We start from the raw sequence: 26606 nt of genomic DNA, 5'->3' as shown, positions 1-26606 counted from the left end.
GCTCCGGTGAGTCATGAGCATGTCACCGACGCGAGAGATCCTCCAGACCTGCTCGTGGTGAGAATTCCGCAGGTGGAACATCGCGGCGCCACCCGGAAAGAAGCTGAGCGCGGCCCGGTCCCCTGTGCCAGGCTCAGGGGCATGGACGACAAGACCATCCTGAACCGGATCTCCGAACTGGTCGACGAGGAGCACCGGCTCCGCTCGACCGCCCAGGAGCACGAGTCCGGCACCGACGACGACGCCAAGGAGCGGCTGCGGGCGCTGGAGGAGTCGCTGGACCAGTGCTGGGACCTGCTGCGCCGCCGCCGGGCGGCCCGGCAGGCGCACGGCGACCCCGACGCCCAGGGCGAGCGGCCCCTGTCGGAGGTGGAGCGCTACCTGCAGTGACCCGCCCGCTGGCCGGCGGGACGGACGGAGACGTCCCGGGCGGGGTGGCCCCCGCCCGGGACGTCCGCGCTCAGCGCAGGCCGGCCTCCCGCAGCAGCACCTCGGTCAGCGCGGCCTGGTCCGCGTCCCCGGCCGGCAGGCCGCGGGCGACGAACCAGGTGGCGACCACCCGGACGTCGCGGGCGAGGAACTCCGCGCCCTGCGGGTTGGCCACCACGTCGACCACCTGCGGCAGGTCGATCATGACGAGCCGCCCCCGGTGCACCAGCAGGTTGTACGGGGACAGGTCGCCGTGGGCGTAGCCGGCCCGGGCCAGCACCACCAGCGCGTCGACGAGCTGCTCCCAGAGGTCGCGCAGCCCGGCGGCGTCGGGACGGAGCTGGGCCAGCCGCGGTGCCGCCTCGCCCTGTGCGGCGTCCCCGACGAACTCCAGCATCAGCTCGGTGCCGATCAACTGGACCGGGTACGGCACGGCGATCCGCCCGGAGGCGGCGCCGATCTCCCAGAGCCGGGCGAGGGCGCCGAACTCGGCCGCCGCCCACTGCCCGGCGATCATCTGCCGACCGAACGCGGTACGCCCCTCCATGGCCCGGTTCTCCCGGGACCGGCGGACCCGGCGGCCCTCCAGATAGCCGGCGTCCCGGTGGAAGAGCCGGTGCTGGGCGTCGCGGTAGCGCTTCGCGGCCAGCAGGCAGGAGCGGTCGGTGTCCGGCACGGCGCGGCGGACCAGGTGGACGTCCGCCTCCTTGCCGGTCTTGAGCACGCCGAGTTCGGTGTCCTTCGCGGCCAGCTCGGTGACCAGCCAGTCGGGGTGTGGTTCCGGCCCGTGCACGGCCTGGTCCCAGGTGGACCAGCGGCCCTGCGGGTCGGGTTCGTCGTCGGGTTCGGCGAGGGCCGGCTCGGCGGGCCGGCCGCGCTTCAGGAAGGTGGGTTCGTCGTCGTCGAAGCGGCGTCTGCCGCGGCCACGGCGCTCGGGCGCCGGGGTGTCGTGTTCACGCAAGGTGGGGATGATCCTTCGATCGAGGCTGATGGAGGCAGGTGGTACGACCCTGCGAAGACGGCCATGACCGACCTCCTCTCCTCGACCGGGTGACACCCGGCAGCGCCCGTCGCGCGGCCCCCATGTTCACCGGCGGCTCACGCCGTGGTCAACCGATTTACGACCCGCTCAGCCGCCGAGGACCACGGCCACCGCGGCGATCAGCCCGTCCACCGTGCGGGTCGGCGCGAACCGGGTGTCCGACCAGCTCCGGCCCCGGTGCAGCCAGACGCTGGGCAGGCCCACGGCGGCCGCGCCGCCGATGTCCGCCTCCGGGCTGTCCCCGACCACCCACGCCCCGCGCAGCGGCAGCCGGGCCCGCTGCGCGGCGAGCGCGAAGATCCTCGGATTGGGTTTGCTGACCCCGACCTCCTCGGAGATCACCCAGTCGGCGACGTAGCGGTCCAGTCCCGTACCGCGGATCTTCGCGTCCTGCTGGCGGGCCGTGCCGTTGGTGACCACCACCGGCACCCAGCCGGCGTCGTCGGCGATCCGCAGCGCGCAGGCCACGAGGGGGTCGAGCCGGGTGTTCGCCACCACCCCGTCGTGCAGCTCCTCGACCAGGTCGATGGAGGGGATGCGGAGCGCGTACCGGTCCCGGATGGCGTCCGCGACGTCCCACCGGTCGGTCAGCCCGTCCGCGTCGATGGAGAGCAGCCAGTCGATGTCGGCGGCCGGCGCGCCGATGCCGGCCAGGAACCGCTCACCCCAGGCACGGAACGGCCCTGCCCGGTCGAGCAGGGTGTTGTCCAGGTCGAGCAGGAGCAGCGGCACTCGGGCACCTTACGGGACTGCGACCCGCCGCCGACAGGGCCGAGTTGCCCTGCACCGTCCGTCAGCCGCGCAGCACCGATCGGGGGAGGCCCTGGTCGGGGAGGCGGTCGGTGAGCATGCTGTGCGCCGACCGGGTGGCGGCGAGCGCGGCCGGGTCGAGTTCGGCCACCAGCAGCTCCTCCCCCGTGTCGGCGCCCCGGGCCAGTGGGCGTCCCTCGGGGTCGTAGACGGCCGCGCCGCCGTTGAACCGCCACGGGTCGGCGCCGCCGACGGCGTTGGCGAAGACCACGTACATGGTGTTGTCGAGGGCCCGGGCGGCGTAGTAGAGGTCGCGCCGGTGCGCCGAGCCGGCCAGGTAGCCGCTCGGGCAGAGGTAGCCGTGGGCGCCGTCGTCGGCGGCGGCCCGGCCGTGCTCGGGGAAGCAGCCGTCGTAACAGATGCCGAGACCCAGCCGCCAGTCGTCGACGAGCAGGGTGGCGCCGCGTCGGCCGGCGTCGAAGAGGTCGCGCTCACCGCCCCAGAGCTGCTGCTTGTCGTACGCCACCCGGACGGCGCCGGACGGGTCGACGGCCAGCGAGGAGATGGTCCGGCGCGCGTCGGGGTGGCGGACCGCCGCGCCGAGCACCACGGTCGTCCCGCCGCCCCGGGCGGCCTGCCGCAGCGGGTCCAGGCGGGGGTCATGCACCGCCCCGTCGGCAGTGGCGGCCAGGTCGGTGCCGGTCGGGTCGGCGGCCAGGGTCGGCGGGTGGTACGCCGGCAGGAACAGCTCGGGCAGCACGACCACCCGGGCACCCGCGGCGGCGGCCCGGTCGGTCCACCGGGCGGCGGCGACGGCGTTGCCGGCGAGGTCACCCGGGACCGGCTGGGCCTGTACGGTCGCCACGGTCAGCGGGCGCGCGGGAAGCGGGGTCACCGGCTGATCGTAGACCGGAACGGCACCGGCAGATCCCAAGCCGTACGTACGGTTTGCGTACCGTCGGGGCACCTGACACGATCGACCCGTGCCCAGAGTAAGCCAGGACCAGCTCGACGCGCGCCGGCAGGAGATCCTCGGCGCCGCGCGGGCGTGTTTCGCCCGGCACGGCTACGAAGGCGCCACCGTACGCCGCCTGGAGGAGGCCACCGGCCTCTCCCGCGGCGCGATCTTCCACCACTTCCGGGACAAGGACTCGCTCTTCCTCGCCGTCGCCGAGGACGACGCCGCGGCCATGGTGGAGACGGTCGCCCGCAACGGCCTGGTCCAGGTGATGCGGGACCTGCTCGCCCGCGCCGGCTCCACGGACACCACCGGCTGGCTCGGCAGCCAGCTGGAGGTCTCCCGCCGGCTGCGCACCGACCCGTCGTTCGCCCGACGCTGGGCGGAACGCTCCGCGGCCATCGCCGAGGCCACCCGGGAGCGGCTGGTCCGCCAGCGGGACGCCGGGGTGCTGCGTGAGGACGTACCGATCGACGTGCTGGCCCAGTTCCTGGAGCTGGCGTACGACGGGCTGGTGCTGCACCTGGCGATGGGTCGACCGGCCGGCGACCTGGGGCCGGTGCTGGACCTCGTCGAGGAGGCGGTCCGCCGGCGCTGAGCCGGCGCCGGATCTCGGTCCGGTAACTCGACCGCTCCACCGGATCATCCCTGGCGGGGCTGCTCCACAATGGGGCCGCGCACCCCTCGCGACAGGAGCAGATCATGACGGTCCTCGCGGCACCCGGCGACACCTGGGGCATCCCCGGCCCCGTCTTCCTGCGGTGGTACCTCCTGGCGGCGGCCGTGCTGGTCGTCGGCAGCCTGGTGCACCGGCTCACCGCGCTGGCCGGTCCGTCGACCGCCGGCAGCGCCCCACTCGGTCCGCAGCAGGTGGCCTACCTCAACGGCGGCGACCAGCTCGCCGTCTGGACCGCCCTGGGCGGCCTGCGCCGCAGCGGCGTGGTCGGCGTCGGCGTCGACCGGCGCCTCACCGTCGCCGGGTCGATGCCGGCCGGGGTGACCCCGCTGGACCAGGCGATCTACAACGCCGCCGGCCGAAACCTCACCGCCCGTGAGCTGCGCGGCGACGAGTGGGTGGCCCGGGCGCTGGAGCAGCTGCGCGACGGCCTCCAGCAGCGCGGGCTGGCCCTCTCCCCCGCCCGCCGCAACGCCGTCCGGCGCGGCCCGATGCTGATCTTCGCCCTGCTGCTGCTCGGCGGCTTCCGGCTCGTCACCGGCCTCTCCCACGGCAAACCGGCCGGTTTCCTGATGCTCACCCTGGTGCCACTGTTCATCGCGTTCCTGCTGCTGGCCCGGGTGCCCTGGCGCACCCGCGCCGCCAACCGGGAGCTGCGCGAGCTGCGTCGCCGGCACACCTTCCTGCGGCCGTCCGCCGCCCCCGCCTACGCCACCTACGGTCCGTCCGACGCCGCGATGGGGGTGGCGCTCTTCGGCACCGCCACCATCTGGGCGATGGACCCCGGCTTCGCGGCGCAGGCCGAGGTGCAGCGCCAGGCGATGACCGGCACCGGCTCGTCGGGCAGCTCGTGCGGCGGCGGGAGTTCCTGCAGCAGCGGCAGCTCGTGCGGCGGTGGCAGTTCCTGCGGGGGCGGCGGCTGCGGCGGTGGCGGGTGCGGCGGATGACGACGCCGTCGGGGATCGGGATCGGCTGGCGGCCGGAGATCGCCGGCTTCGTGGCCGGCCTGCCCGGGCTGCGCTTCGTCGAGGTGGTGGCGGAGACCGTCGCGCCGGCCGGCCCGCTCCCGCCCGAGCTGGCCGAGCTGCGGGGACGCGGCGTCACCGTCGTACCCCACGGGGTGAAGCTGTCGCTCGGCGGCGCCGAGCCGGTGGACGCCGCGCGGGTGGCCCACCTGGCCGGGGTGGCCGCGGCGGTCGACGCGCCGCTGGTCAGCGAGCACATCGCGTTCGTCCGGGCCGGCGGCCTGGAGGCCGGGCACCTGCTGCCGTTGCCGCGCAGCCGGGAGGCGGTCGCCGCGGTGGTGGCGAACGTACGGCGGACGCAGGCGGAGCTGCCGGTGCCGATCGCCCTCGAACCGATCGCCGCGCTCTTCGACTGGCCGGACGACGAGCTCGACGAGGCCGACTTCCTGACCGAGATCCTGGACGCCACCGGGGCGCTGCTGCTGCTCGACATCGCCAACGTGCACGCCAACGCGCGCAACCGGGGCGGCGACCCGGCGGCCCTGCTGGACCGGCTGCCGCTGGAGCGGATCGCCTACGTGCACGTCGCGGGCGGCGCCGAGCAGGGCGGCTTCTATCACGACACGCACACCGACCCGGTCCCCGCCGAGGTGCTCGACCTGGTCCGCGACCTGTGCGCGCGGCGTCGGCCGCCGGCCCTGCTGCTGGAACGGGACGGCTGCTACCCGCCCGCCGCCGAGCTGCGCGGCGAACTGGACGCCCTCGCCGTCGCGGGCGGCTTCCCGGTGGTCACGTGACCGGCCGGGAACGACCGACGGGTCGCACCGGCGGGGACACCGCCCCCGACGCCGGGACCGGTCTGGCCGCGCGGCAGGCGGCGCTGGTCGCGTCCCTGGTCGCCGGGGCCCCGACGCCGCCCGGCTTCGACCCGGTCCCGGTCGACGTCGCCCGCCGCGCGCTGCTGCGCAAACGGGCCGGCGACGTGGCCCGGCACTGGCCACTGCTCGCCGCCGGCCTCGGCGCAGACTGGCCCGGCACCTTCGCCGACTGGGCGGCCGGCCGCCCCACCAACGGCTCGTTGCGCGACGGCTGGGACCTGGCCCGGGAGCTGCGCGACCGGGGCACGCTCCCGCCGCTCGGCGCGGAGGAGCTGGTCGCCCGCGAGGCGGCCACCCGCTACGACGGTCGGCGCGCGCCCCGGCCGCGCCGGCTGCCGGCCGTGGCCCGGGCCGGCGGCGCCGTCGCGGTGCAGCTCGCCGGTCGGGTACGCCTGCTCCGCCCCGCCACCGGCTGACCCCCGCTGCGGACCGGCACGGAGTACGGCAGGATCGGCGTCATGGATCTCGGACTCGCCGACCGGGTGTACGTGCTGACCGGTGCCTCGGGCGGCCTCGGCCTCGCCACCGCCGAGCAGCTGGTGGCCGACGGCGCGAAGGTGGTCGTCTCGGCGCGGGCCCCCGAGCGGGTGGCCGCCGCGGTCGACGCGCTCGGCGGCCCGGAACACGCGATCGGGCTGACCGCCGACCTCACCGACCCGGCCACCCCGCACCGGCTCGTCGCCGCGGCCCGCGAGCAGTTCGGCCGCCTCGACGGCGCGCTGATCTCGGTGGGCGGTCCGCCCCGGGGCACCGCCGCCCAGGTCACCGACGAGCAGTGGCGCGAGTCCTTCGAGACGGTCTTCCTCGGCACCGTCCGCGCGGCCAGGACGGTCGCCGCCGCCCTCACCGACGGGGGCGCGATCGGGCTGGTCCTCTCCACCTCCGCCCGCAGCCCCGTGCCCGGCCTGGGCATCTCCAACGGCCTGCGCCCCGGCCTGGCCGGCGTGGCCAAGGACATCGCCGACGAGTACGGCCCCCGGGGCGTCCGGGTGGTGGGCCTGCTGCCGGGGCGGATCCTCACCGACCGCAACCGGGAACTCTTCGCCGCCACCGGCGACCCCGAGCGGGCCCGGACCGAGGCCGAGGCGGCCATCCCGCTCGGCCGGATCGGCGAGCCGGCCGAGTTCGGCCGGGTGGCCGCCTTCCTGCTCTCCCCCGCCGCCGGCTTCGTCACCGGGGTCACCGTCCCGGTCGACGGCGGCGCCCTCCGCACCCTATGACCACCCCCGACCCCGGCCCCGGCCCCGGTGATCAAGAAGTTCGCGTCACGAAGGCGGGCTCCACGGGACGCAAACCTCTTGATCACCAGGAGGGTGCGGCGGGGGTGAGGGTGAGGGGAGGTGGGAGGCCGAGCAGGGCGGAGTTGGCGGCGGCGGCCGACCGGACCCTTCCGGATCTCCTCGGTCCGGGGCTGGACGTGCTCTTCGTGGGGATCAATCCGGGTCTCTGGTCGGCGGCGACCGGCTGGCACTTCGCCCGCCCGGGCAACCGGTTCTGGCCGGCGCTGCACCGTGGCGGGTTCACCCCTCGCCAACTCCACCCGAGCGAGCAGGACGAGCTGCTCAGCCTCGGGTTGGGCATCACCAACATGGTGGCCCGGGCCAGCGCCCGCGCCGACGAGCTGAGCGCGGCGGAGCTGGTGACCGGCGCGGAGCTGCTCACCGCCAAGGTGACGCGGTGGCGGCCGAGGTGGGTCGCGGTGGTCGGGGTGACCGCCTACCGGATCGGCTTCACCCGCCCGAAGGCGACCTTCGGGCCGCAGCCGGAGCTGCTCGGCGGGGCCCGGCTCTGGGTCCTGCCCAACCCGAGCGGACTGAACGCGCACTTCACCGCCGAGACCCTCGGCGCGGCCTTCGGTGAACTGCGCGCGGCGACCCGCGGCGAGCGGGCCTGACCCGCCAGGGTCAGTTGGCGACGGCGGGCGGCAGGGCCTCCTCCGCCACGTACGTGCCCATCGGCACCGTCCGCACCACCGGGTCCGGCTGCTCCGGCCCGGCGTACGGGGTGGGCGAGTCGGCGACCGCGAACTGGGTGCGGTAGAGCTCGGCGTAGAGCCCACCGACGGCGACCAGCTCGTCGTGCCGGCCCCGCTCGACGATCCGCCCCCCGTCGAGGACGAGGATCTGATCGGCGTCCCGGACCGTGGAGAGCCGGTGCGCGATCACCAGCGCCGTACGCCCGGTCAGCGCCACCGACAGCGCCCGCTGCACGGCCGCCTCGCTCTCGGAGTCCAGGTGCGCGGTGGCCTCGTCGAGGATCACGATCGACGGGGCCTTCAACAGCAGCCGGGCGATCGCGATGCGCTGCTTCTCACCACCGGAGAAGCGGTAGCCCCGCTCCCCGACCGTCGTCTCCAGCCCGTCGGGCAGGGAGCGGACCAGGTCGGCGACCTGCGCGCCGGCCAGGGCGGCCCAGATCTCGTCGTCGGTGGCGTCCGGCTTGGCGTAGCGCAGGTTCTCCGCGATGGTCTCGTGGAACAGGTGGGAGTCCTGGGTGACCACGCCGATCTCGTCGCGCAGCGAGGCGAGGGTGGCGTCCCGGACGTCGACCCCGCCGACCAGCACCTGGCCGTCGGTGACGTCGTAGATCCGGGAGATGAGCATGGAGAGCGTCGACTTGCCGGCGCCGGACGGGCCCACCAGGGCCACCATCTGCCCCGGCTCCACGCCGAAGGAGACCCCCTTGAGCACCGGCTCGTTGATCGTCCGGTCCAGGGTGGCGACCTCCTCCAGGGAGGCCAGCGACACCTCGGCGGCGCTCGGGTAGCGGAACCGCACGTCGCGGAACTCGACCCGGCCGTTGCCCCGGGGGACCGGCACCGCGCCCGGCTTCTCCTCGATGCCGGGGTGCAGGTCGAGCACCTCGAAGACCCGGTCGAAGGAGACCAGGGCGCTCATCACGTCCACCCGGACGTTGGAGAGCGCGGTCAGCGGGCCGTAGAGGCGGGTGAGCAGCAGCGCGAGGGTGACCACGGTGCCCGCGCTGACCGCGCCGGTGACCGCGAGCCAGCCGCCGAGGCCGTAGGTGAGGGCCTGGGCCAGGGAGGCCACCAGCAGCATCGCCACGAAGAACGTCCGCGAGTACATGGCGGACTGGATGCCGATGTCGCGGACCCGCTCGGCGCGGCCGGCGAAGCGGCGCGCCTCGACCTCGGGCGAGCCGAAGAGCTTGACCAGCAGCGCCCCGGCCACGCCGAACCGCTCGGTCATCGTCGCGTTCATCTTCGCGTCGAGGTTGTACGACTCCCGGGTGATCTCGGCGAGCCGCTTGCCGACCCGGCGGGCCGGGATGATGAAGATCGGCAGCATGACCAGCGAGAGCGTGGTGATCTGCCAGGAGAGGGTGAACATCACGCCGGCAGTGAGCACCAGCTGGATGACGTTGCTGACCACCCCGGAGAGCGTCGAGGTGAAGGCCCGCTGGGCGCCGAGCACGTCGTTGTTGAGCCGGCTGACCAGGGCGCCGGTCTGGGTCCGGGTGAAGAACTGCAGCGGCATCCGCTGGACGTGGTCATAGACCCGGGTGCGCAGGTCGAGGATGATCCCCTCGCCGATCCGGGCCGAGTACCACCGCTGGGCGAGGGAGAAGAGCGCGTCGGCGACCGCCAGCGCGCCGATCACCAGGGCCAGCCGGATCACCACCGCGCCCGCTTCGGTGCCGCCCCGGTTGATCGCGTTGATCACGTCACCGGCGAGCACCGGGGTCGCCACCCCGATGACCGCGGAGATGACCACGGTGACCAGGAAGACGACGATGTCGCGCCGGTAGGGCTGGGCGAAGGCGACGATCCGCTTGGCGGTGCCGCGCTTGAGCTGGTGCCCGGAGACCTCGTCCTGGCTGCGCATCGACCGGAGCATGCTCCAGCCCGCCATGCCCCCGCCGTGCATCGGACTGGACACTCGTCACCTCCGGGTCGTGGGCAGCACGCGTCGTCCGGGTCAATTCTCCCGACGACTACGACAACCTCGCGAGTAACCCGGATCTTCCCGAACGGTCCTTACTATTCTCCGCGACCGGCGAGGTCACGCAGCCGGCGGGTCTGGGCCTCCCGCTCGGCGCGCTGCTGCTCGGCGTGGGAGCGCCCGCCGGCGCCCGCGAGCAGCGCCTTGATCTCCACCACGGCGTCCCGGTTGCCGGCGAGCAGGCCGGCGGTCAGGTCCCGCACCGCCGCGTCCAGCTCGGCGGTCGGCACGACCAGGTTGGCCAGGCCGATCCGGTCTGCCTCGGCGGCGTCCATCCGGCGGCCGGTGGCACAGATCTCCAGTGCGCGGGCATAGCCGACCAGCTCCACCAGACGCTTCGTGCCGGCGAGGTCGGGCACCAGACCGAGGGTCACCTCGGCCATGGAGAGCTTGGCGTCCTCGGCGAGCACCCGCAGGTCACAGGCGAGGGCGAGTTGGAATCCGGCGCCGATGGCGTGCCCCTGCACGGCCGCCACCGAGATGACGTCGGGCCGGTGCAGCCAGGTGAAACCGCCCTGGTAGCCGGCGATCCGGTCGGCACACTCCTGCTCGGGCAGGGTGGAGAGTTCCGCGAAGGACCCGGGGCCGGAGGCACCGGCCACCGACAGGTCCAGGCCCGCGGAGAAGGCCCGCCCCTCGGCGCGTACGACGACGACGCGCACGTCGCCCGGCAGGTCCCGGGAGAAGTCGCTCATCGCGCGCCACATGGCCGGGGTCTGGGCGTTGAGCACGTCGGGCCGGCACAACGTGACCGTGGCGACCGGCCCGTCGCAGTCGAGTCGTACCCCGGTCGTCTCGGCGGTCACCGGACGAACCGGAGCACGACGCTGGTGGACGACGCTGGCGGGCGGGTCACGCCTTCTTCCGGCGCCGGGCGCCGCCGCGCTGCCGCAGCTGCACCCCGGACTCGGTGAGCACCCGGTGGATGAATCCGTAGGAACGGCCGGTGGAGGCCGCGAGCGCACGGATGCTCTCACCGGAGGTGTACCGCTTTACCAGGTCCTTGGCGAGCGTCTGACGCTCGGCTCCGACGATCCGGCGACCCTTCTCAGTGCTGGTGGCTGTGCCAGTGGCTGCCATGCTGATTCCTCACGTCCCAGACTGTGCGGTTCGGATACGGTCCCACCTATTAGACCGCCTCGAACGATCATGCGCCAGATATCAACTCTTCGCCAACCGACACGCTATGCGATGTCACCTTCCCGATAGAGTGAACCTTCCGACCGGCCGACCGGAGATCACCCGCGGGTGGGAGCGCTCACGGCTCGCCGGGGGCGACGCCGGGCCGTACCCTGCCGGGCGTGATCGACCCGCTCGCCGCCGCGGCCGGCGCGGCCGCCGTCTTCGCCGCGACGAACCTCGACGACATCGTCGTGCTCACCGTGCTCTTCGTGGCCGCGCGCAGCGCCGGGCGGCCCCGCCCCTGGCACATCGTGGCCGGCCAGTATCTCGGCATCGGCGCGCTGGTCACCGCCGCGGTGGTGGTCGCCGCCGGGCTGCTGGTGGTGCCCGACCCGTGGACCGGCCTGCTCGGCCTGCTGCCCATCGGGCTGGGGATCCGCGCCCTGGTCAGTCGCGCCGACGACGACGCACCGCCGGCCGTGGTGGGCAGCCTGCTCGGTGTCGCCGGGGTGACGATCGCCAACGGGTCCGACAACATCGCGGTCTACGTGCCGGTGTTCCGTTCCCTCGACCCGGCCACCGGCCTGGTGTGGCTGCTCGTCTTCGCCGTGCTGGTCGCGCTCTGGTGCGCCGTCGCCGCCCTGCTGGGCAGCCACCCGACGGTGGTCCGGCTGGTCGGCCGGGTCGGGCACCGGCTGGTGCCGGCGGTCTTCATCGCCATCGGCGCGACCATCCTGGTCACCTCCGGCGTCCTCCCCCGCCTCCTGTCCTGACCCACTCGCCACTCCCCGCCGTTGATCATGAGTTTGGCGGCGGGTGTGGATCTCCGAGACCGCCGCCGGCCTCGTGGTCGACGCGGGTCAGGCGAGTTCGACGAGTTCGAGGAGGTCGTCGGACCAGGCGTCCTCGTCGCCGTCGGGCAGGAGGATGGCGCGGTCGGGCTTGAGGGCCAGGACGGCGCCCGGGTCGTGGGTGACCAGGACGATCGCGCCGGGATAGCGGGCGATGGCGTCGAGCACCTGCTCCCGGCTGACCGGGTCGAGGTTGTTCGTCGGCTCGTCCAGCAGCAGCACGTTCGCGCCGGAACAGACCAGCGTGGCCAGGGCCAGCCGGGTCTTCTCGCCGCCGGAGAGCACACCGGCCGGCTTGTCCACGTCCTCCCCGGAGAAGAGGAACGCGCCGAGGATCTTGCGCAGGTCCGTGTCGTTCTGGTCGCTGGCGGCGCTGCGCATGTGCTCCAGGATCGTCCGGTCCACGTCCAGGGTCTCGTGCTCCTGGGCGTAGTAGCCCAGCCGCAGGCCGTGGCCGGGGCGTACCTCACCGGTGTCGGGCGGCAGGAGGCCGCCCAGCATCCGCAGCAGGGTGGTCTTGCCGGCGCCGTTGAGGCCGAGGATGGCCACCCGGGAGCCGCGGTCCACCGCCACGTCGACGTCCGTGAAGATCTCCAACGACCCGTACGACTTCGACAGGCCGCTCGCGGTGAGCGGGGTCTTGCCGCACGGCGCCGGGGTCGGGAAGCGCACCTTGGCCACCTTGTCGGCGTGGCGCACCTCCTCCAGGCCGGAGATCAGCTTCTCGGCGCGGCGGGCCATGTTCTGCGCGGCGACGGTCTTGGTGGCCTTGGCCCGCATCTTGTCGGCCTGGGCCATCAGCGCACCGGCCTTCTTCTCGGCGTTGGCCCGCTCCCGGCGGCGGCGCCGCTCGTCGGTCTCCCGCGCCTCCAGGTACGCCTTCCAGCCCAGGTTGTAGACGTCGACGACCGAGCGGGTGGCGTCCAGGAACCAGACCTTGTTGACCACCGACTCCAGCAGCGAGCCGTCGTGGGAGATCACGATCAGGCCGCCCTTGTGGTTGGCCAGGAAGCCCCGCAGCCAGGTGATCGAGTCGGCGTCGAGGTGGTTGGTGGGCTCGTCGAGGAGCAGGATGCCGCCGCCGTTCTCACCGGCGTCGCGGAACAGGATCCGGGCCAGCTCGATGCGGCGGCGCTGACCGCCGGAGAGGGTGCCGATGGTCTGCGCCAGGGCCCGGTCGGGCAGGCCGAGGTTCGAGCAGATCCGGGCCGCCTCGGCCTCGGCGGCGTACCCGCCGAGGGCGGCGAACTGGTCCTCCAGCGCGCCGTAGCGGCGGACCAGCTTCTCGTCGGTGTCCTCGGCGAGCTTCGCCTCCAGCTCCTTCATCTGCGCCATCAGCACGTCGAGGCCCCGGGCGGAGAGCACCCGGTCCCGGCCGGTGACCTCCAGGTCGCCGGTGCGGGGGTCCTGCGGCAGGTAGCCGATCGCGCTGCGCCGGTCGATCTGGCCGGCGTACGGCTGTCCCTCGCCCGCCAGCACCTTCAGCGTGGTGGTCTTGCCGGCACCGTTGCGCCCGACCAGGCCGATCCGGTCACCCGGCTGCACCCGCAGCGTGGTGTCGGACAGCAGGATCCGGGAACCGGCGCGCAGTTCCAGACCGGTGGCAGTGATCATGGTGGTGGTACTCGCTCTCGGGGTTCCGGAAGGGCTGACTCAGGGCACGCGAAAGCGCCGGCGGGTTCGTTTCCTCCCGTCGGCGCGGGGCCGTTCAGCCTTCGCAGCGCAGCACCCGTCAAGTGTACCGGGCGTCGTCTGGCGCTCCTGCGGATTACCGGACAAGATCATCGGGTACCGAATTCGCCGTCCGGACCCGGTCCGGTACCAACCACCACACACTGACTGATCGGTGATCGGGGTCAACATGGAGCTGAACGAGAACGCGCAGGTCGACACCAGCCAGGTGGACGACCGGCGAGGATCCGGTGGCGGCGGCGGGATGGGCATACCGATCCCGATCGGCGGCGGCCGGGGCGGGATCGTGGGCATCATCATCGCCGTGCTCGTCGCCCTGGTCGGCGGCGGCTTCGGCCTCAACGCGGCGACCAACGGCGGCGGTGGCTCCGACACCGGCGACAACACCTCGCTGGAGCAGAAGTGCTCGGCGCAGGACGCCCTGAAGCAGCTCGACTGCCGCAACACCCTCTACGTCAACTCGATCCAGGCGTACTGGACGAAGGCGATGCCGGAGGTCTTCGGCGACCAGTACAAGCCGTCCAAGACGGTCTTCTTCAGCCAGGGCGTGAACACCGGCTGCGGGCAGGCCGACTCGGGCGTCGGGCCGTTCTACTGCCCGGCCGACGACCTGGTCTACATCGACCTGACCTTCTACAAGCTGCTCGCCGACCAGCTCGGCGCGGAGGGTGAGTTCGCTCAGCCGTACGTGCTGGCCCACGAGTACGGCCACCACGTGCAGGACCTGCTCGGCACCGAGGCGCAGATGCGCCGCCAGCAGCAGCGCGACCCGAACAACGCCAACGCGCTCTCGGTGAAACTGGAGCTTCAGGCCGACTGCTACGCCGGCGCCTGGGCCAAGAACGCCACCGGCACCTCGGACGCGAAGGGTCAGAAGATCTTCAAGAGCATCACCGAGCAGGACATCCAGCAGGCGATCGACACCGCCGAGAAGATCGGTGACGACGCGATCCAGAAGCGGGCGGGCCGCCCGGTGAACCCGGACGAGTTCACCCACGGCACCTCCGAGCAGCGCCAGCAGTGGTTCACCAAGGGCTACTCGACCGGCGACCCGAAGGCCTGCGACACCTTCGGCAGCGGCCAGTAACGACGCCGCAGGACCGTGCCGTCGGCCCGCGCCGCTGCCACCAAGGACAGCGGCCGGGCCGACGGCACAGCTGTGTCAGCCGGTCAGGCCAGGGTCACCACGGCCGGGGCGGACCGCCCGGTGGTGGTGCCGTCACCCAACTGGCCGCCGCTGTTGTCGCCCCAGCACCACAGGCTGCCGTCGGTGCGGGCCGCGCAGCCGTGCTCGGTGACGGCGAGGCTGTCGGTCCAGGTGGTGGCGGAGCCGACCCGGGTGGGCGTGGAGCGGTGGGTGGTGGTGCCGTCGCCCACCTGCCCGGTGGTGTTCTTGCCGAAGCACCAGAGGCTGCCGTCGGTGCGCACGGCACACGTCGTGTCGCTGCTGCCGCCGACCCCGCGCCAGGTGCTGGTCGCGTCGACCTGGACCGGTGCGGTCTGGTAGCCGCTACCCACGCCCAGCTGCCCGTAGCCGTTGTCACCCCAGCACCACAGGGTGCCGCTGCGGACCGCGCAGGTGTGCGCGTAGCCGGCTGTCACGCCGCTCCAGCCGGTCGCGGTGCCGACCTGCGCCGGCGTGGTCTGCGACCCCAGGGTGCCGAGACCGAGCTGCCCGTCCGAGCTGTAACCCCAGCACCAGAGCGTCCCGTCGGTGCGTACCGCACAGGTGTGCGCGAAGCCGGTCGTGACGGCCGCCCAGGTGGTCGCCGTACCGACCTGGAGCGGGCTGGTCGCGGTCCAGGGCGAGGTGCCGACGCCGAGCTGGGAGGTCCGGTTGAAGCCCCAGCACCAGAGCGTCCCGTCGGTGCGTACGGCGCAGGTGTGCTCGTAGCCGGCGCTGACCCGGGCCCAGGTGGTCGCGGTGCCGACCCGCACCGGGGCGCTCCGGCTCGTGGTGGTCCCGTCGCCGAGCTGGCCCCGGTTGTTGCCGCCCCAGCACCACAGCGTCCTGTCGGTCCGTACCGCGCAGGTGTGACTGGCGCCGGCGTCGACACCGGCCCAGCCGGTGGCGGTGCCGACCCGGGCCGGGGTGGTCCGGTTCGCGGTGGTCCCGTCGCCGAGCTGTCCGGCGTAGTTGGCGCCCCAGCACCACAACGCCGTGTCGGCGGTGGTGGCGCAGGTGTGTGCGAGGCCCGCGGTGACAGCGGTGACCGACGGGGCGGCCAGCGTGCCGCCCTCGACGGGGCTGACGGCGGCGGACGCGGGGCCGACCGCCAGCGCGGTGGTGAGCGCGGCGGTTCCGGTGACCATCGCCGCCGCTGCGGCGAGAAGTCGGGTCGCACGGCGCCACCGGGCCCGCAGCCGACCGTACTGATGTGCGTTCATGAGGGTGTTCTCTCCCAACGAAGTCGGTGCCTGGACGACGAAGCTGCCCCGGTGGGCCGCCCGGAGGCCCACCACTTCGTGACACCGACCTTATGCATCGGCTCAGCTCGATGCATCATCGCCGGAGGGGATTGACCGTCTTGCGGGGATCTCCGCCGCTCAGCGGACCAGAATGTGGACCGCTCGGGCGGCGGAGACGGCCGCGACCAGGACGGCGTGCCGGGGTTCCGGCACGTCGAGGAGGCGGCCGGCACGCAGCGCGCCGAGGGGGGCCAGCCGGCGGTCGGCCAGCACCGTCTCCACCGCCCGCCGGTCACCGCCGCAGACCAGGGCCGCCAGGCTCGACACCTCCGGCAGCAGCAGGCGTACGGCCAGTTCCGCCGCGTCGCCCAGGGCCGCCTTCGCCTGGTTGTCGCGCCGCCGGGCGAACCGCTGCTGCGACCAGCCGCCGGCGGCGGTGCGGCCCTGCACGTACCGGGTGTCCACCTTGGAGACGAGCAGCTTCTCCCCCGCCGCCACACCGACGGCCACCGCGCCCTTGCGGGCCAGCAGCAGGCCGAGCCGGCGGGGTGCGACGGCGGCGGCCACGAACCCGGCCACGTCGGCGGTGGGCGGCGCCCCGGGCGGGGAGTGCAGCTCGGCGGTCGCGCCGTCCGGGGCGGCGAGCAGCAGCCCGTACGCCTCGGTGGTGGTGGTCGGCGGGCCGTGCCGGTCGGCGAAGCCCTCGACCCAGCGGGCGACGCGGGTCGGGTCGACCTCGACCCACCGGCCGCCCCCGGCTGCGGGTCGACTGGTCACCGCCCGACCGTACGGCACGCCGCCGACCCCCGGTCACCCCGGCAGCAGCGTGGCGACGGCCAGCGCGGCGATCAGCGCGCTGGAGACCAGCCCGGTGACCAGCCGGCCACGGGGTCCGGCCAGCGCCCGGCCGACCAGCGAGCCGCCACCGGCGATCAGCAGTTGCCAGCTCGCCGAGGCCAGGAACGCGCCCGCGACGAAGAGAGCGGCGGTGGTGGCGTCCGGGTCGGCCGTGTCCCGTCGACCGAGCACCAGCGCCGCGAAGTAGACGACCGTGGTCGGGTTCAGCAGGGTCAGCCCCAGCACGCCGACGAAGGCCCGACCCGGGGTGGTGAGCCCGGCCCGCGCCGGCGCGGGCGTGGGGGCCGGCCGCCGGGCCCGCCAGGCGGCGCGCAGGCCGTGGCCGGCGAGCCCGAGCAGAACCAGCGCGGCGACCACCCGCAGTTCGCCGGCGACCGGGGCGACGACCCCGGCGAGTCCCGCGCCGCCGAGCGCCGCGAGGGCCGCGTAGAGACCGTCGGCGGTGGCGACCGCCAGGGCCGCGGCGGCACCCACCCGGAAGGAGGTACGGGCGCTGAGGCCGAGAACGAGGATCGCGATCGCGCCGACGGGGATGGCGACGCCGTAGCCGGCCAGCAGACCGGCGAGGAAGGCCTCACCCATGACGGGCGGGCCCGGACCACCCCCCGACAGTCACCCACTGCTGTCGCGCCCCGCCGACGACGGCGTGGGCGGGCAGGAGCAGGCGGCTGCGGAGATCGGTCACCGGGCCATTCTGGCCGGGCCGACGCCGTACCGGAAACGGGTTTTCGGGCGCGGGGCGCGGGGTGCGGGGTGCGGGGCGCGGGGCGCGGGGCGGAGATCGTTTGCAGCTCCCAGCACTCCCGGCCGGCGTGTCGGTGCCCGGAGATGCAAACGATCATGCTGGGCCGCCGCGGGGCGCGGGCGGGGCGTCGACGGCGCGAGCGCGGCACCCCGGGAGGGGCACCGCGCTCGCGGGGCTGTCGACCGCAGGGGTCAGACGTTGAAGCCGAGGGAGCGGAGCTGGTCCCGCCCCTCGTCGGTGATCTTGTCGGGGCCCCACGGCGGGAGCCACACCCAGTTGATCCGGATGTCGTCGACCAGTCCCCCACCGGGGCCGGTGGTCAGCGCCTGCCGGGCCTGGTCCTCGATCACGTCGGTCAGCGGGCAGGCCGCCGAGGTGAGCGTCATGTCCAGCGTGGCCACGTTCTCGTCGTCCACGTGTACGCCGTACACCAGGCCGAGGTCGACCACGTTGATGCCCAGCTCGGGGTCGACGACGTCCTTCATCGCCTCCTCGATGTCGGCGATGGCGGCCTTCCCACGGCCGGCCGCCGCCGCGTCGTCGGTCGCCACCGCGCCGGCCTCCGGCGTGCTGGTCTCTTCGCTGCTCATGCCTTAACCTCCGTCGGGTTCACACCGGCGCGTGCCGCGGCGTCCTTGAACGCCATCCACGGCAGCAGCGCGCACTTGACCCGGGCCGGGTAGCGGGCGACACCCGCGAACGCCACCCCGTCACCGAGCACGTCCTCGTCCGGCGTGACCTGGCCACGGCCGGACATCAACTCGACGAACGCCGCGTGCACCGCGAACGCCTCTCCCGCGTCCCGGCCGCGCAGCAGCTCGTGCAGCACGCTCGCCGAGGCCTGACTGATCGAACAGCCCATGCCGTCGTACGAGATGTCGTGCAGCGCGTCGCCGTCGGTGGCCACCCGGACGGTGATCTCGTCACCGCAGGTCGGGTTGACGTGGTGCGCCTCCGCGACCCGGTCCCCCGGCTCGTCGGCGTCACGCAGGCCACGGCCGTGCGGGTGCTTGTAGTGATCCAGGATGATCTCCTGGTAAAGAGACTCAAGCTGCATCAGGCTGGACTCCCGTCGATTCGCCCGGCTCCTGCGTCGCCCGGCTCATTCGAACACCTTCCGCACCTGCTCCAGGCCCGACACCAGGGCGTCGACCTCCTCGGTCGTGGTGTACAGGTAGAACGACGCCCGCGTCATGGCCGGTACGCCGTACCGGGTGCAGACCGGCTTGGCGCAGTGGTGACCCACCCGCACCTGCACGCCGAGCGAGTCGAGGACCTGCCCGACGTCGTGCGGGTGGATGTCGCCGAGCGCGAACGAGATGGTCCCGCCCCGCCCGACCGGCACCGTCGGACCGAAGATCCGCAGGCCGGGGACGGTGGCCAGGGCGTCCAACGCGTACGCGGTCAGTTCCTTCTCGTGCCACTGGACGGCCCGCATGCCGACGCCGGTGAGATAGTCGACAGCCGCGCCGAGCGCCACCGCCTCGGCGATCGGCGGGGTGCCCGCCTCGAACCGGGCCGGCGGTGCGGCGAACGTCGACCGCGCCATCGACACCGTCTCGATCATCGAGCCGCCGCCCATGACCGGGGGCATCGCGGCCAGCAGCTCGCCGCGGCCCCAGAGCACGCCGATGCCGGTCGGGCCGCACATCTTGTGGCCGGTGAAGACGATGAAGTCCGCGTCGAGGTCGACCACGTCGATCGGCATGTGCGGCACCGACTGCGAGCAGTCGAGCAGCAGCAGCGCCCCCACCTCACGGACCCGCTGGGTGATCCGCGCGGTCGCGTTGACCGTGCCGAGGATGTTGGAGACGTGCACCAGCGAGACGATCTTCGTCCGCTCGGTGACCAGCTCCGCCAGCCCCGACTCGTCCAGCCGGCCGGACTCGGTGAGCGGGAACCAGCGCAGGGTCGCGCCGGTCCGCTCCGCGAGCAGCTGCCACGGGACGATGTTCGAGTGGTGCTCCATCTCCGAGATCACGATCTCGTCGCCGGGGCCGATCCGGAACCGGGGGTCGGCGTCGGCGCGCAGCGAGGCGTTGGAGAAGGCGTACGCCACGATGTTGATCGCCTCGGTGGAGTTCTTGGTGAACACCACCTCGTCCACGCTCGGCGCGTTGACGAACGCGGCGATCTTCGCCCGCGCCCCCTCGTACGCCTCGGTCGCCTCGGTGCCCAGGGTGTGCACCGAGCGCGACACGTTGGCGTTGTGCAGCGCGTAGTGCTCGGCGAGGACGTCGAGCACCTGACGCGGCTTGTGCGAGGTGTTGGCGCTGTCGAGATAGACCAGCGGGTGCCCGTTGACCTCCCGGTCCAGGATCGGGAAGTCGGCCCGCACCCGCGCCACGTCGAAGCGGGGCACGTCGTCGTACTGCGGCATGCCCGCCGGGATGGTCAGGGAGGTCATCGGAGTCAGGCCCGGGCCGCGCCGGCTCCGGCGACGTACCGCTCGTAGCCCTCTTCCTCGAGCTTGTCGGCCAGCTCCGGGCCGCCCTGCTCGACGATCCGGCCGGCGACGAAGACGTGCACGAAGTCGGGCTTGATGTAGCGCAGGATGCGCGTGTAGTGGGTGATCAGCAGCAGGCCGGTGTCGCCGGTGTCGCGCACCCGGTTCACGCCCTCGCTGACCACGCGCAGCGCGTCCACGTCGAGGCCGGAGTCGGTCTCGTCGAGGATGGCGATCTTCGGCTTGAGCAGCTCCAGCTGCACGATCTCGTGCCGCTTCTTCTCGCCGCCGGAGAAGCCCTCGTTGACGTTGCGCTGGGCGAACGCCGGGTCCATCTGGAGCTTCTCCATCGCGCCGCGCAGCTCGCCGCCCCAGGTGCGCAGCTTCGGCGCCTGTCCGTCGATGGCGGTCTTGGCGGTCCGCAGGAAGTTGGCGACCGAGACGCCGGGCACCTCGACCGGGTACTGCATGGCCAGGAAGAGGCCGGCGCGGGCCCGCTCGTCGACGGACATGGCCAGCACGTCCTCGCCGTCGAGGGTCACCGAGCCGCCGGTGATCTCGTACTTGGGGTGGCCGGCGATCGAGTACGCCAGGGTGGACTTGCCGGAGCCGTTCGGGCCCATGATCGCGTGGGTCTCCCCCGACCGGACGGTCAGGTCGACACCGGCCAGGATCGGCTTGAGCTCACCCTCGGGCAGCTTGACCGACACCTTCAGGTCGCGGATCTCCAGGGTGCTCATCAGCGGGTCACTCCATTGCTCGGCGTCAGACTGACGTAGATGTCGCCGTCGCGGACTTCGACGGGATAGACGGGAACGGGTTCGGTGGCGGGGAGGCCGGAGGGCTCACCCGTACGAAGGTCGAAACGGGATCCGTGCAGCCAGCATTCCAGCGTGCACCCCTCGACCTCCCCCTCGGAGAGCGCGACGGCGGCGTGCGAGCACTCGTCGTACACGGCGTAGAACCGGTCGTCCTCGCCGTGCACGAGGGCCAGCTTGGTGCCGTTCACCTCGGCGCTGATCACGCTGCCCTTCGGCAGGTCCTCGGTCGAGCAGACCCTGATCATCAGGCACCGGCCTTGGTGAGGCGCGCCTCGATCGCGTCGCCGAGCCGCTCGCGCAGCTCCTCGACCGGGATCTTGTTGATCAGCTCGGCGAAGAAGCCGCGGACCACCAGGCGGCGGGCCTCGCCCTCCGGGATGCCCCGGGCCATCAGATAGAAGAGCTGCTCGTCGTCGAAGCGGCCGGTCGCGCTGGCGTGGCCGGCGCCGGCGATCTCGCCGGTCTCGATCTCCAGATTGGGTACGGAGTCCGCCCGGGCGCCGTCGGTGAGCAGCAGGTTCCGGTTGATCTCGTACGTGTCGGTGCCGGTCGCCTCGGCCCGGATCAGCACGTCACCCACCCAGACGGTGTGCGCGCTCTCGCCCTGCAGGGCGCCCCGGTAGCCGACGTAGCTGCGGCAGTCCGGCACGGTGTGGTCGACCAGCTGGCGGTGCTCCAGGTGCTGGCCCGAGTCGGCGAAGTAGACGCCGTACAGCTCGGCCTCGCCGCCCCGGCCGGTGTACTCCACGCTGGTGTACTGCCGGACCAGGTCGCCGCCGAGGCTCACCTGGACGTGGATCACCTTGGCGTCCCGGCCCAGCTTGACCTTCAGGTGCTGCGCCTGGACGGCGTCGCCGGCCCAGTCGGCCACGGTGACCAGGGTCAGCTTCGCGCCGTCGGCCACCGACACCTCGACGTTGTCGGCCAGGGTGGCCGAGCCGACGTGCTCCAGCACCAGGGTGACCTCGGCGAACCGGCCGACCTCGACGAAGGTGTGCCCGAAGGCCACGCCCTCGGCGCCCTCGCCGACCACCCGCAGGTTCACCGGCGCCGCCACCACGGCGTCCCGGGCGACCTCGACCAGCAGCGCCCCGTCGGCCGCGCCGTGCGCGAGCGCGCTGATCCGGTCCACCGGGGTGAGCACGCTGCCGATCCGCGGGTCGTCGGAGCCGACCCGGGAGACGGTCACGCCCTCGGGCAGGTCACCGTACTCGTGCCGGACCGCACCGGTCGCGGCCTGCGCCCCGCCGACCAGGCCGCGCAGGCGCTTGAGCGGGGTGAAACGCCACTCCTCCTCCAGGCCCGTCAGGGCCGGGAAGTCGGCGACGTCGTACGAGCGGAGCGCCTGCGACTTGGTGCTGGGCGGCGCGGAAGCCTGGGTAGTCATCTCTTCCTTGGTCTGTCATGAATCGGAGGGTCGAAGCGGGCTGGACCGGACCCGGTGTACCGGGTCCGGGTCCGTCCGTGGCCGGGCGGCGGCGGCGTCAGCCGACCGCGCCCTCCATCTGGAGCTCGATCAGGCGGTTGAGCTCCAGGGCGTACTCCATCGGGAGCTCCTTGGCGATCGGCTCGATGAAGCCGCGCACGATCATCGCCATCGCCTCGTCCTCGCTCAGGCCCCGGCTCATCAGGTAGAAGAGCTGGTCGTCGCTGATCTTGGAGACGGTCGCCTCGTGACCCATCGACACGTCGTCCTCGCGGATGTCGACGTACGGGTAGGTGTCCGAGCGGGAGATGGTGTCGACCAGCAGGGCGTCGCACTTGACCGTGCTCCGGCTGCTGTGCGAACCCTCCAGCACCTGCACCAGCCCCCGGTACGAGGTGCGGCCGCCACCACGGGCGATCGACTTCGACACGATGGTGCTGCTGGTGTGCGGCGCGGCGTGCACCATCTTGGCGCCCGCGTCCTGGTGCTGGCCCTCGCCGGCCATGGCCACCGAGAGCACCTCGCCCTTGGCGTGCTCGCCGGTCATGTAGACCGCCGGGTACTTCATGGTGACCTTGGAGCCGATGTTGCCGTCGACCCACTCCATGGTCGCGCCCTCGTGGCAGACGGCGCGCTTGGTGACCAGGTTGTAGACGTTGTTCGACCAGTTCTGGATGGTCGTGTAGCGGCAGCGCGCGTTCTTCTTGACGATGATCTCCACGACGGCGCTGTGCAGCGAGTCGGAGGAGTAGAGCGGCGCGGTGCAGCCCTCGACGTAGTGCACGTACGCACCCTCGTCGACGATGATCAGGGTCCGCTCGAACTGGCCCATGTTCTCCGTGTTGATCCGGAAGTAGGCCTGCAGCGGGATCTCCACGTGCACGCCCTTCGGCACGTAGATGAACGAGCCACCGGACCACACGGACGTGTTCAGCGCGGCGAACTTGTTGTCGCCGACCGGGATCACCGTGCCGAAGTACTCCTTGAAGACGTCCTCGTGCTCGCGCAGCGCGGTGTCGGTGTCCAGGAAGATGACACCCTGCTCCTCGAGGTCCTCACGGATCTTGTGGTAGACCACCTCGGACTCGTACTGCGCGGCGACACCGGCGACCAGGCGCTGCTTCTCCGCCTCGGGGATGCCCAGCCGGTCGTACGTGTTCTTGATGTCCTCGGGCAGGTCCTCCCAGCTGGTGGCCTGCTTCTCGGTGGACCGCACGAAGTACTTGATGTTGTCGAAGTCGATCCCGGTGAGGTCGGCGCCCCAGGCCGGCATCGGCTTGCGGCCGAACAGGCGCAGGCCCTTCAGGCGCAGGTCGAGCATCCAGGCCGGCTCGTTCTTCTTCGCCGAGATGTCCCGCACCACCGCCTCGTTGAGGCCGCGCTGGGCGACAGCCCCGGCGGCGTCCGGGTCGGACCAGCCGTACTCGTAACGACCGAGGGCGGCGAGCTGCTCCTCCTGGGTCAGGGGCTGAACGATCTGCTCGGTCATCTATCTGTCCTCACAGTGGTGACGGTGTTTCCGGACTGGGCACGCAGCTGGCCGGGGATGTGCGTGGTGCACACCCCGTCGCCGTGCGCGATGGTGGCCAGGCGCTGCACGTGGGTGCCGACCAGACGGGAGATCACCGCGGTCTCGGCCTCGCACAGCTGGGGGAACTCGGCGGCCACGTGCGCCACCGGACAGTGGTGCTGACAGAGCTGGCCGCCGGAGGCGATCGTGGACGCGTTGGCAGCGTAGCCCTCGGCGGTGAGCGCGCCGGCGAGCGCCTCGGCCCGCGCGAGCGGGTCGGTGCCGGCGTCCTCCATCGCGGCCCGGCAGCGGTCCTCCAGGGCGGCCACCTGGTCGGCGGCGAACGCCTCGACCGCGTCGGCACCGCCGTTGTCGGCGATCCAGCGCAGCGCGGCGGTGGCGATGTTGTCGTAGTGGTGGGTGCCGCAGCGGACCCGGGCGGCGTCGGTCAGCAGGAACACCTTGGCTGGGCGGCCCCGACCACGGCTGCCCCGCACGGCCTGCTCGCGGGCGACGACGTCGCCGTCGGCGAGCATCGCGTCGAGGTGCCGGCGGATCGCCGCCGGGCTGAGCCCGAGCGCCGTGCCGAGCTGGGCGGCGGTGGTCGCACCCCGCTCCAGCAGCAGCTGGGTGACCCGGTCCCGGGTGGAGAGGTCGGTGGCGGTGGAATCCGGCTCGGCGCGCCGGACGGCACGCCGCGCCCCGCCGACGGCCGGAGCGGTCGTCGGCTGGTGCCCGGAGAGCGCCGCCGCGTTTTTCACAACGGCAACGTTACGTAATTCGCCGGAGGCCCGCAAACCCGGGTCCCGGTGATCCCGACCACCGACCGCGCCGAGTCGCCCGATCGGGTACCACTACGGTGCGTAGGATTCGCTCCGTGAAGCGATCCGTCCGGTTCCCGGCCCCCGCCGCGCTACGTCGCCTGCTCGACCGATCGGTGTCGATCGCGCTGCTGCGCCGCCTCGCGTACGCCTCGATCATCTCGAACGTGGCGATCGTGGTGACCGGCGGGGCGGTCCGCCTCACCGCCTCCGGCCTCGGCTGCCCCACCTGGCCCCGCTGCACCGACACGTCGTACACCACCACCGCCGAGATGGGCGTGCACGGGGTGATCGAGTTCGGCAACCGGCTGCTCACCTTCGTCGTCGGCGTCATCGCGCTGGCCACCGTCCTGGCGGCGCTCGCGTACCGGCCGCGGCGCAAGGAGCTGGTCCGGCTCTCGGTGGCGGTCTTCCTCGGCATCCCCGCGCAGGCGATCCTCGGCGGGATCACCGTGCGCACCCACCTCAACCCGTGGGTGGTGGGCCTGCACTTCCTGCTCTCGATGGTGGTCATCGGCCTCGCGTACGCCCTCTGGCGGCGGACCGTCGACCCGGACGTCCCGGCGGTGCCCGCGGTGCCCCGCCCGCTGCGCACCCTCGCGTTGCTCACCACGCTGGTCAGCGCGGCCGTCCTGGTGGTCGGCACCTGGGTGACCGGCAGCGGCCCGCACGCCGGCGACCTGGGCGCCAAGCGCAACGGCCTGGACCCGCAGGCGATCTCCCAGGTGCACGCCGACGGGGTCTTCCTGCTGATCGGGCTCTCCGTGGCGCTGGTCTTCGCCTTCCAGACGGTCGGCGCGACGCGGGCCACCCGGGCCGCCGGGGTGCTGGTGGCGGTGGAGCTGGGTCAGGGGCTGATCGGCTTCGTGCAGTACTTCACCCACCTGCCGGCGGCGCTGGTCGCCGCGCACATGCTCGGCTCCTGCCTGGTCCTGCTCGCCACCCTCGCGGTGCTCTGGTCCACCCGCGAACGACGCCCGACCACCCCGGCCACGACGCCCGCCGCCCCCGCCGAGCCCGTCACCGCCGCCGCCTGACCCACCCCACCTGCCCCACCCGCCCCGCCAGTGGGGCGACCGCACCCCACCCGGGCCGAGGGCGCAGTTTCCCGGAAAAAGGGCCTTCCGGCAGGACCGAAGCCCCTCTTTCCCGGAAACTGCGCGAATCATGGGCGGCACGCGAGGCTGGGGCGCACAGCGCGCGGGGCGGGCGCACAGCGCGCGGGGCGGGAGCACAGCGCGCGGGGCGGGAGCACAGCGCGCGGGGCGGGAGCACAGCGCGCGGGGCGCGTCGTGCGGGGGGAGGGGTCGGGTTGAGGCCCGGGCCGGGGGGTCAGGGGAGGTGGGTGGTGATGGCGGTGGCGAGGCGGTCGGGGGCGCCGTCGGCGTGGCCGATGAAGAGGCTGGGCTCGGTGAGTTCCAGCTCGACCAGGACCGGGGAGCCGTCCGGGCCGGGGATGAGGTCGACGCGGGCGTAGAGCAGCGACCCGGTGCCGCCCGGGACCGCGTCGAGGACGCGCTCGGCGACCGCGAGCTGCTCCGGGGTGGCGGTCCGGGGGTCGATCCGCTCCTGCTTGTACAGCGCGGCCTCGCCCCGGTCGGGACCGGTCAGCATCGGCCCCTTGCGGATGGCGTGGCTGAAGGTCAGGCCGTCGGGCCCGGCGACGAAGAGCAGGGCCGTCTCGCCCTCGGTGTCCACGGCGCTCAGGTAGGGCTGGACCATGCCGACCCGGCCCGCGGCGGAGAGCCGGGCGACGTGCGCCTCGGCGAGCGCCCGGTGCTCCGGGTCGGCCAGGTCGTACCGGCCGGTGTCCTGGCTGCCGGCGCTGACCGCCGGCTTGATCACGTACTCCCCGGACCCGGCGGCGGCGACCCAGCTCTCCCCCGGCTCGACCCAGGCCGTCGGCACGGTCGGTACGCCGGCCGCGGCCAGTTCCGCCAGGTAGCGCTTGTCGGTGTTCCAGCGGACCACCTCGGCGGGATTGACCAGGTGCGGGACGGTCTGCGCCCAGGCGACGAACTCGTCGCGCCGCAGCGCGTAGTCCCACGGTGAGCGGAGCACGGCCAGGTCGTACCGGGACCAGTCCACGCTCGGGTCGTCCCAGATCACCGGTTCCGCGGCGACGCCGAGGGCGGCGAGGGGGGCGAGCACGAGCCGGTCGTCCGGGTCGAGGTCGGGCAGCGCGGCACAGGTGACGAGAGCGACCCGGGGTCTCCCCCGGGTCGACTGGTGGTGATCGGTCAAT

Annotated in this window: 29 protein-coding genes; 10 read left to right on the top strand and 19 right to left on the bottom strand. The window is 73.2% G+C overall.

What is annotated here, in order from left to right; genetic code table 11:
- Positions 1-141 precede the first annotated feature (141 nt).
- Complete coding sequence (locus ABUL08_RS03220; RefSeq protein WP_350934341.1) at positions 142-390, top strand: DUF2630 family protein; 249 nt, start codon at positions 142-144, stop codon at positions 388-390.
- Between the two features lie 70 nt (positions 391-460).
- On the opposite strand, the gene ABUL08_RS03215 is transcribed toward ABUL08_RS03220, so the two are convergent.
- The 3 genes from ABUL08_RS03215 to ABUL08_RS03205 form a co-directional block, all read right to left on the bottom strand.
- Positions 461-1390 carry a serine protein kinase RIO gene (locus ABUL08_RS03215; protein ID WP_350934339.1) on the bottom strand — a complete coding sequence of 310 codons (930 nt, stop codon included), beginning with the start codon at positions 1388-1390 and terminating at the stop codon, positions 461-463.
- Positions 1391-1558: 168 nt separating this feature from the next.
- Positions 1559-2203: an HAD family hydrolase gene (locus tag ABUL08_RS03210; protein WP_350934337.1), complete on the bottom strand. Its 645-nt coding sequence runs from the start codon at positions 2201-2203 to the stop codon at positions 1559-1561.
- 61 nt (positions 2204-2264) lie between these two features.
- On the bottom strand, positions 2265-3116 hold the full coding sequence (locus ABUL08_RS03205) for a carbon-nitrogen hydrolase family protein (RefSeq protein WP_350934336.1): 852 nt from the start codon (positions 3114-3116) through the stop codon (positions 2265-2267).
- A gap of 88 nt (positions 3117-3204) precedes the next feature.
- Here ABUL08_RS03205 and ABUL08_RS03200 point away from each other — a divergent pair, with 88 nt between their 5' ends.
- The 6 genes from ABUL08_RS03200 (at position 3205) to mug (ending at position 7592) form a co-directional block, all read left to right on the top strand.
- On the top strand, positions 3205-3777 hold the full coding sequence (locus tag ABUL08_RS03200; RefSeq protein WP_350934333.1) for a TetR/AcrR family transcriptional regulator: 573 nt from the start codon (positions 3205-3207) through the stop codon (positions 3775-3777).
- Between the two features lie 104 nt (positions 3778-3881).
- On the top strand, positions 3882-4802 hold the full coding sequence (locus ABUL08_RS03195) for a TIGR04222 domain-containing membrane protein (protein WP_350934332.1): 921 nt from the start codon (positions 3882-3884) through the stop codon (positions 4800-4802).
- Entirely contained in the window at positions 4799-5617 is an 819-nt protein-coding gene (locus ABUL08_RS03190) for a DUF692 domain-containing protein (protein ID WP_350934330.1), read from the top strand. The genes ABUL08_RS03195 and ABUL08_RS03190 overlap by 4 nt, the downstream gene beginning before the upstream one ends.
- A gap of 62 nt (positions 5618-5679) precedes the next feature.
- Positions 5680-6114, top strand: coding sequence for a hypothetical protein (locus ABUL08_RS03185; RefSeq protein WP_350938469.1), 435 nt, complete (start codon positions 5680-5682; stop codon positions 6112-6114).
- Positions 6115-6156: 42 nt separating this feature from the next.
- Positions 6157-6918: an SDR family oxidoreductase gene (locus ABUL08_RS03180; protein WP_350934327.1), complete on the top strand. Its 762-nt coding sequence runs from the start codon at positions 6157-6159 to the stop codon at positions 6916-6918.
- On the top strand, positions 6915-7592 hold the full coding sequence (mug, locus tag ABUL08_RS03175) for a G/U mismatch-specific DNA glycosylase (protein WP_377522791.1): 678 nt from the start codon (positions 6915-6917) through the stop codon (positions 7590-7592). The genes ABUL08_RS03180 and mug overlap by 4 nt, the downstream gene beginning before the upstream one ends.
- 10 nt (positions 7593-7602) lie before the next feature.
- Here the strand turns inward: mug and ABUL08_RS03170 are convergent, their stop codons facing one another.
- The 3 genes from ABUL08_RS03170 to ABUL08_RS03160 all read right to left on the bottom strand — a co-directional run bounded on the left by ABUL08_RS03170 (position 7603) and on the right by ABUL08_RS03160 (position 10740).
- A complete protein-coding gene (locus ABUL08_RS03170) occupies positions 7603-9585 on the bottom strand; it encodes an ABC transporter ATP-binding protein (RefSeq protein ID WP_350938468.1) in 1983 nt (660 codons plus the stop codon).
- A gap of 113 nt (positions 9586-9698) precedes the next feature.
- A complete protein-coding gene (locus tag ABUL08_RS03165; RefSeq protein ID WP_350934324.1) occupies positions 9699-10466 on the bottom strand; it encodes an enoyl-CoA hydratase/isomerase family protein in 768 nt (255 codons plus the stop codon).
- Between the two features lie 46 nt (positions 10467-10512).
- Positions 10513-10740 (bottom strand): helix-turn-helix domain-containing protein, encoded by a 228-nt coding sequence (locus ABUL08_RS03160; protein WP_007462679.1) that lies wholly within the window; start codon positions 10738-10740, stop codon positions 10513-10515.
- A 221-nt stretch (positions 10741-10961) separates the two neighbouring features.
- Here ABUL08_RS03160 and ABUL08_RS03155 point away from each other — a divergent pair, with 221 nt between their 5' ends.
- Entirely contained in the window at positions 10962-11555 is a 594-nt protein-coding gene (locus tag ABUL08_RS03155) for a cadmium resistance transporter (protein ID WP_350934322.1), read from the top strand.
- An 87-nt stretch (positions 11556-11642) separates the two neighbouring features.
- Here ABUL08_RS03155 and ABUL08_RS03150 read toward each other — a convergent pair whose 3' ends face one another.
- Positions 11643-13247, bottom strand: a complete 1605-nt coding sequence (locus ABUL08_RS03150) for an ABC-F family ATP-binding cassette domain-containing protein (RefSeq protein ID WP_350934319.1) — start codon at positions 13245-13247, stop codon at positions 11643-11645.
- A 247-nt stretch (positions 13248-13494) separates the two neighbouring features.
- On the opposite strand from ABUL08_RS03150, the gene ypfJ reads away from it, so the two are divergent.
- Complete coding sequence (ypfJ, locus tag ABUL08_RS03145; protein ID WP_350938466.1) at positions 13495-14412, top strand: KPN_02809 family neutral zinc metallopeptidase; 918 nt, start codon at positions 13495-13497, stop codon at positions 14410-14412.
- A gap of 83 nt (positions 14413-14495) precedes the next feature.
- On the opposite strand, the gene ABUL08_RS03140 is transcribed toward ypfJ, so the two are convergent.
- The 11 genes from ABUL08_RS03140 to ABUL08_RS03090 form a co-directional block, all read right to left on the bottom strand.
- Positions 14496-15713 carry an RCC1 domain-containing protein gene (locus ABUL08_RS03140; RefSeq protein WP_350934317.1) on the bottom strand — a complete coding sequence of 406 codons (1218 nt, stop codon included), beginning with the start codon at positions 15711-15713 and terminating at the stop codon, positions 14496-14498.
- A 159-nt stretch (positions 15714-15872) separates the two neighbouring features.
- A complete protein-coding gene (locus tag ABUL08_RS03135) occupies positions 15873-16511 on the bottom strand; it encodes an acVLRF1 family peptidyl-tRNA hydrolase (RefSeq protein ID WP_350934315.1) in 639 nt (212 codons plus the stop codon).
- A gap of 33 nt (positions 16512-16544) precedes the next feature.
- Complete coding sequence (locus ABUL08_RS03130; RefSeq protein ID WP_350934314.1) at positions 16545-17174, bottom strand: LysE family transporter; 630 nt, start codon at positions 17172-17174, stop codon at positions 16545-16547.
- 354 nt (positions 17175-17528) lie between these two features.
- Positions 17529-17927 (bottom strand): metal-sulfur cluster assembly factor, encoded by a 399-nt coding sequence (locus tag ABUL08_RS03125; protein WP_350934311.1) that lies wholly within the window; start codon positions 17925-17927, stop codon positions 17529-17531.
- On the bottom strand, positions 17924-18394 hold the full coding sequence (gene sufU, locus ABUL08_RS03120) for a Fe-S cluster assembly sulfur transfer protein SufU (protein ID WP_350934309.1): 471 nt from the start codon (positions 18392-18394) through the stop codon (positions 17924-17926). Before sufU ends, ABUL08_RS03125 begins: the two co-directional genes overlap by 4 nt.
- Before the next feature lie 45 nt (positions 18395-18439).
- The gene (locus ABUL08_RS03115) at positions 18440-19744 is read right to left on the bottom strand and encodes a cysteine desulfurase (protein ID WP_350934307.1); all 1305 of its coding nucleotides are present in this window, start codon (positions 19742-19744) and stop codon (positions 18440-18442) included.
- Between the two features lie 5 nt (positions 19745-19749).
- Positions 19750-20523 carry a Fe-S cluster assembly ATPase SufC gene (gene sufC, locus ABUL08_RS03110; RefSeq protein WP_350934306.1) on the bottom strand — a complete coding sequence of 258 codons (774 nt, stop codon included), beginning with the start codon at positions 20521-20523 and terminating at the stop codon, positions 19750-19752.
- A complete protein-coding gene (locus tag ABUL08_RS03105) occupies positions 20523-20849 on the bottom strand; it encodes a non-heme iron oxygenase ferredoxin subunit (protein ID WP_350934303.1) in 327 nt (108 codons plus the stop codon). The genes sufC and ABUL08_RS03105 overlap by 1 nt, the downstream gene beginning before the upstream one ends.
- Complete coding sequence (gene sufD, locus ABUL08_RS03100; protein WP_350934301.1) at positions 20849-21991, bottom strand: Fe-S cluster assembly protein SufD; 1143 nt, start codon at positions 21989-21991, stop codon at positions 20849-20851. Before sufD ends, ABUL08_RS03105 begins: the two co-directional genes overlap by 1 nt.
- Before the next feature lie 97 nt (positions 21992-22088).
- The gene (gene sufB, locus ABUL08_RS03095) at positions 22089-23519 is read right to left on the bottom strand and encodes a Fe-S cluster assembly protein SufB (RefSeq protein ID WP_350934299.1); all 1431 of its coding nucleotides are present in this window, start codon (positions 23517-23519) and stop codon (positions 22089-22091) included.
- A complete protein-coding gene (locus ABUL08_RS03090) occupies positions 23516-24166 on the bottom strand; it encodes a helix-turn-helix transcriptional regulator (RefSeq protein WP_350938464.1) in 651 nt (216 codons plus the stop codon). The genes sufB and ABUL08_RS03090 overlap by 4 nt, the downstream gene beginning before the upstream one ends.
- Before the next feature lie 233 nt (positions 24167-24399).
- On the opposite strand from ABUL08_RS03090, the gene ABUL08_RS03085 reads away from it, so the two are divergent.
- Complete coding sequence (locus tag ABUL08_RS03085; RefSeq protein WP_377522788.1) at positions 24400-25398, top strand: COX15/CtaA family protein; 999 nt, start codon at positions 24400-24402, stop codon at positions 25396-25398.
- A 295-nt stretch (positions 25399-25693) separates the two neighbouring features.
- Here the strand turns inward: ABUL08_RS03085 and ABUL08_RS03080 are convergent, their stop codons facing one another.
- Positions 25694-26605 (bottom strand): ATP-grasp domain-containing protein, encoded by a 912-nt coding sequence (locus tag ABUL08_RS03080; RefSeq protein WP_350934298.1) that lies wholly within the window; start codon positions 26603-26605, stop codon positions 25694-25696.
- Position 26606 lies beyond the last annotated feature (1 nt).

The organism is Micromonospora sp. CCTCC AA 2012012 (genome assembly GCF_040499845.1).
Classification (GTDB): Bacteria; Actinomycetota; Actinomycetes; order Mycobacteriales; family Micromonosporaceae; genus Micromonospora; species Micromonospora mangrovi.
Note: the sequence above shows the minus strand (reverse complement) of the source record. Positions and strands in the feature narration are given on the sequence as shown.

Bases quoted from the DNA above. Each gene is read 5' to 3' on its own strand.
- ABUL08_RS03220 (WP_350934341.1), top strand. From the start codon at position 142: ATGGACGACAAGACCATCCTGAACCGGATCTCCGAACTGGTCGACGAG.
- ABUL08_RS03195 (WP_350934332.1), top strand. From the start codon at position 3,882: ATGACGGTCCTCGCGGCACCCGGCGACACCTGGGGCATCCCCGGCCCC.
- ABUL08_RS03190 (WP_350934330.1), top strand. From the start codon at position 4,799: ATGACGACGCCGTCGGGGATCGGGATCGGCTGGCGGCCGGAGATCGCC.
- ABUL08_RS03180 (WP_350934327.1), top strand. From the start codon at position 6,157: ATGGATCTCGGACTCGCCGACCGGGTGTACGTGCTGACCGGTGCCTCG.
- mug (WP_377522791.1), top strand. From the start codon at position 6,915: ATGACCACCCCCGACCCCGGCCCCGGCCCCGGTGATCAAGAAGTTCGC.
- ABUL08_RS03170 (WP_350938468.1), bottom strand. From the start codon at position 9,585: ATGCACGGCGGGGGCATGGCGGGCTGGAGCATGCTCCGGTCGATGCGC.
- ABUL08_RS03160 (WP_007462679.1), bottom strand. From the start codon at position 10,740: ATGGCAGCCACTGGCACAGCCACCAGCACTGAGAAGGGTCGCCGGATC.
- ABUL08_RS03150 (WP_350934319.1), bottom strand. From the start codon at position 13,247: ATGATCACTGCCACCGGTCTGGAACTGCGCGCCGGTTCCCGGATCCTG.
- ypfJ (WP_350938466.1), top strand. From the start codon at position 13,495: ATGGAGCTGAACGAGAACGCGCAGGTCGACACCAGCCAGGTGGACGAC.
- ABUL08_RS03140 (WP_350934317.1), bottom strand. From the start codon at position 15,713: ATGAACGCACATCAGTACGGTCGGCTGCGGGCCCGGTGGCGCCGTGCG.
- ABUL08_RS03130 (WP_350934314.1), bottom strand. From the start codon at position 17,174: ATGGGTGAGGCCTTCCTCGCCGGTCTGCTGGCCGGCTACGGCGTCGCC.
- ABUL08_RS03125 (WP_350934311.1), bottom strand. From the start codon at position 17,927: ATGAGCAGCGAAGAGACCAGCACGCCGGAGGCCGGCGCGGTGGCGACC.
- sufU (WP_350934309.1), bottom strand. From the start codon at position 18,394: ATGCAGCTTGAGTCTCTTTACCAGGAGATCATCCTGGATCACTACAAG.
- ABUL08_RS03115 (WP_350934307.1), bottom strand. From the start codon at position 19,744: ATGACCTCCCTGACCATCCCGGCGGGCATGCCGCAGTACGACGACGTG.
- sufC (WP_350934306.1), bottom strand. From the start codon at position 20,523: ATGAGCACCCTGGAGATCCGCGACCTGAAGGTGTCGGTCAAGCTGCCC.
- ABUL08_RS03105 (WP_350934303.1), bottom strand. From the start codon at position 20,849: ATGATCAGGGTCTGCTCGACCGAGGACCTGCCGAAGGGCAGCGTGATC.
- sufD (WP_350934301.1), bottom strand. From the start codon at position 21,991: ATGACTACCCAGGCTTCCGCGCCGCCCAGCACCAAGTCGCAGGCGCTC.
- sufB (WP_350934299.1), bottom strand. From the start codon at position 23,519: ATGACCGAGCAGATCGTTCAGCCCCTGACCCAGGAGGAGCAGCTCGCC.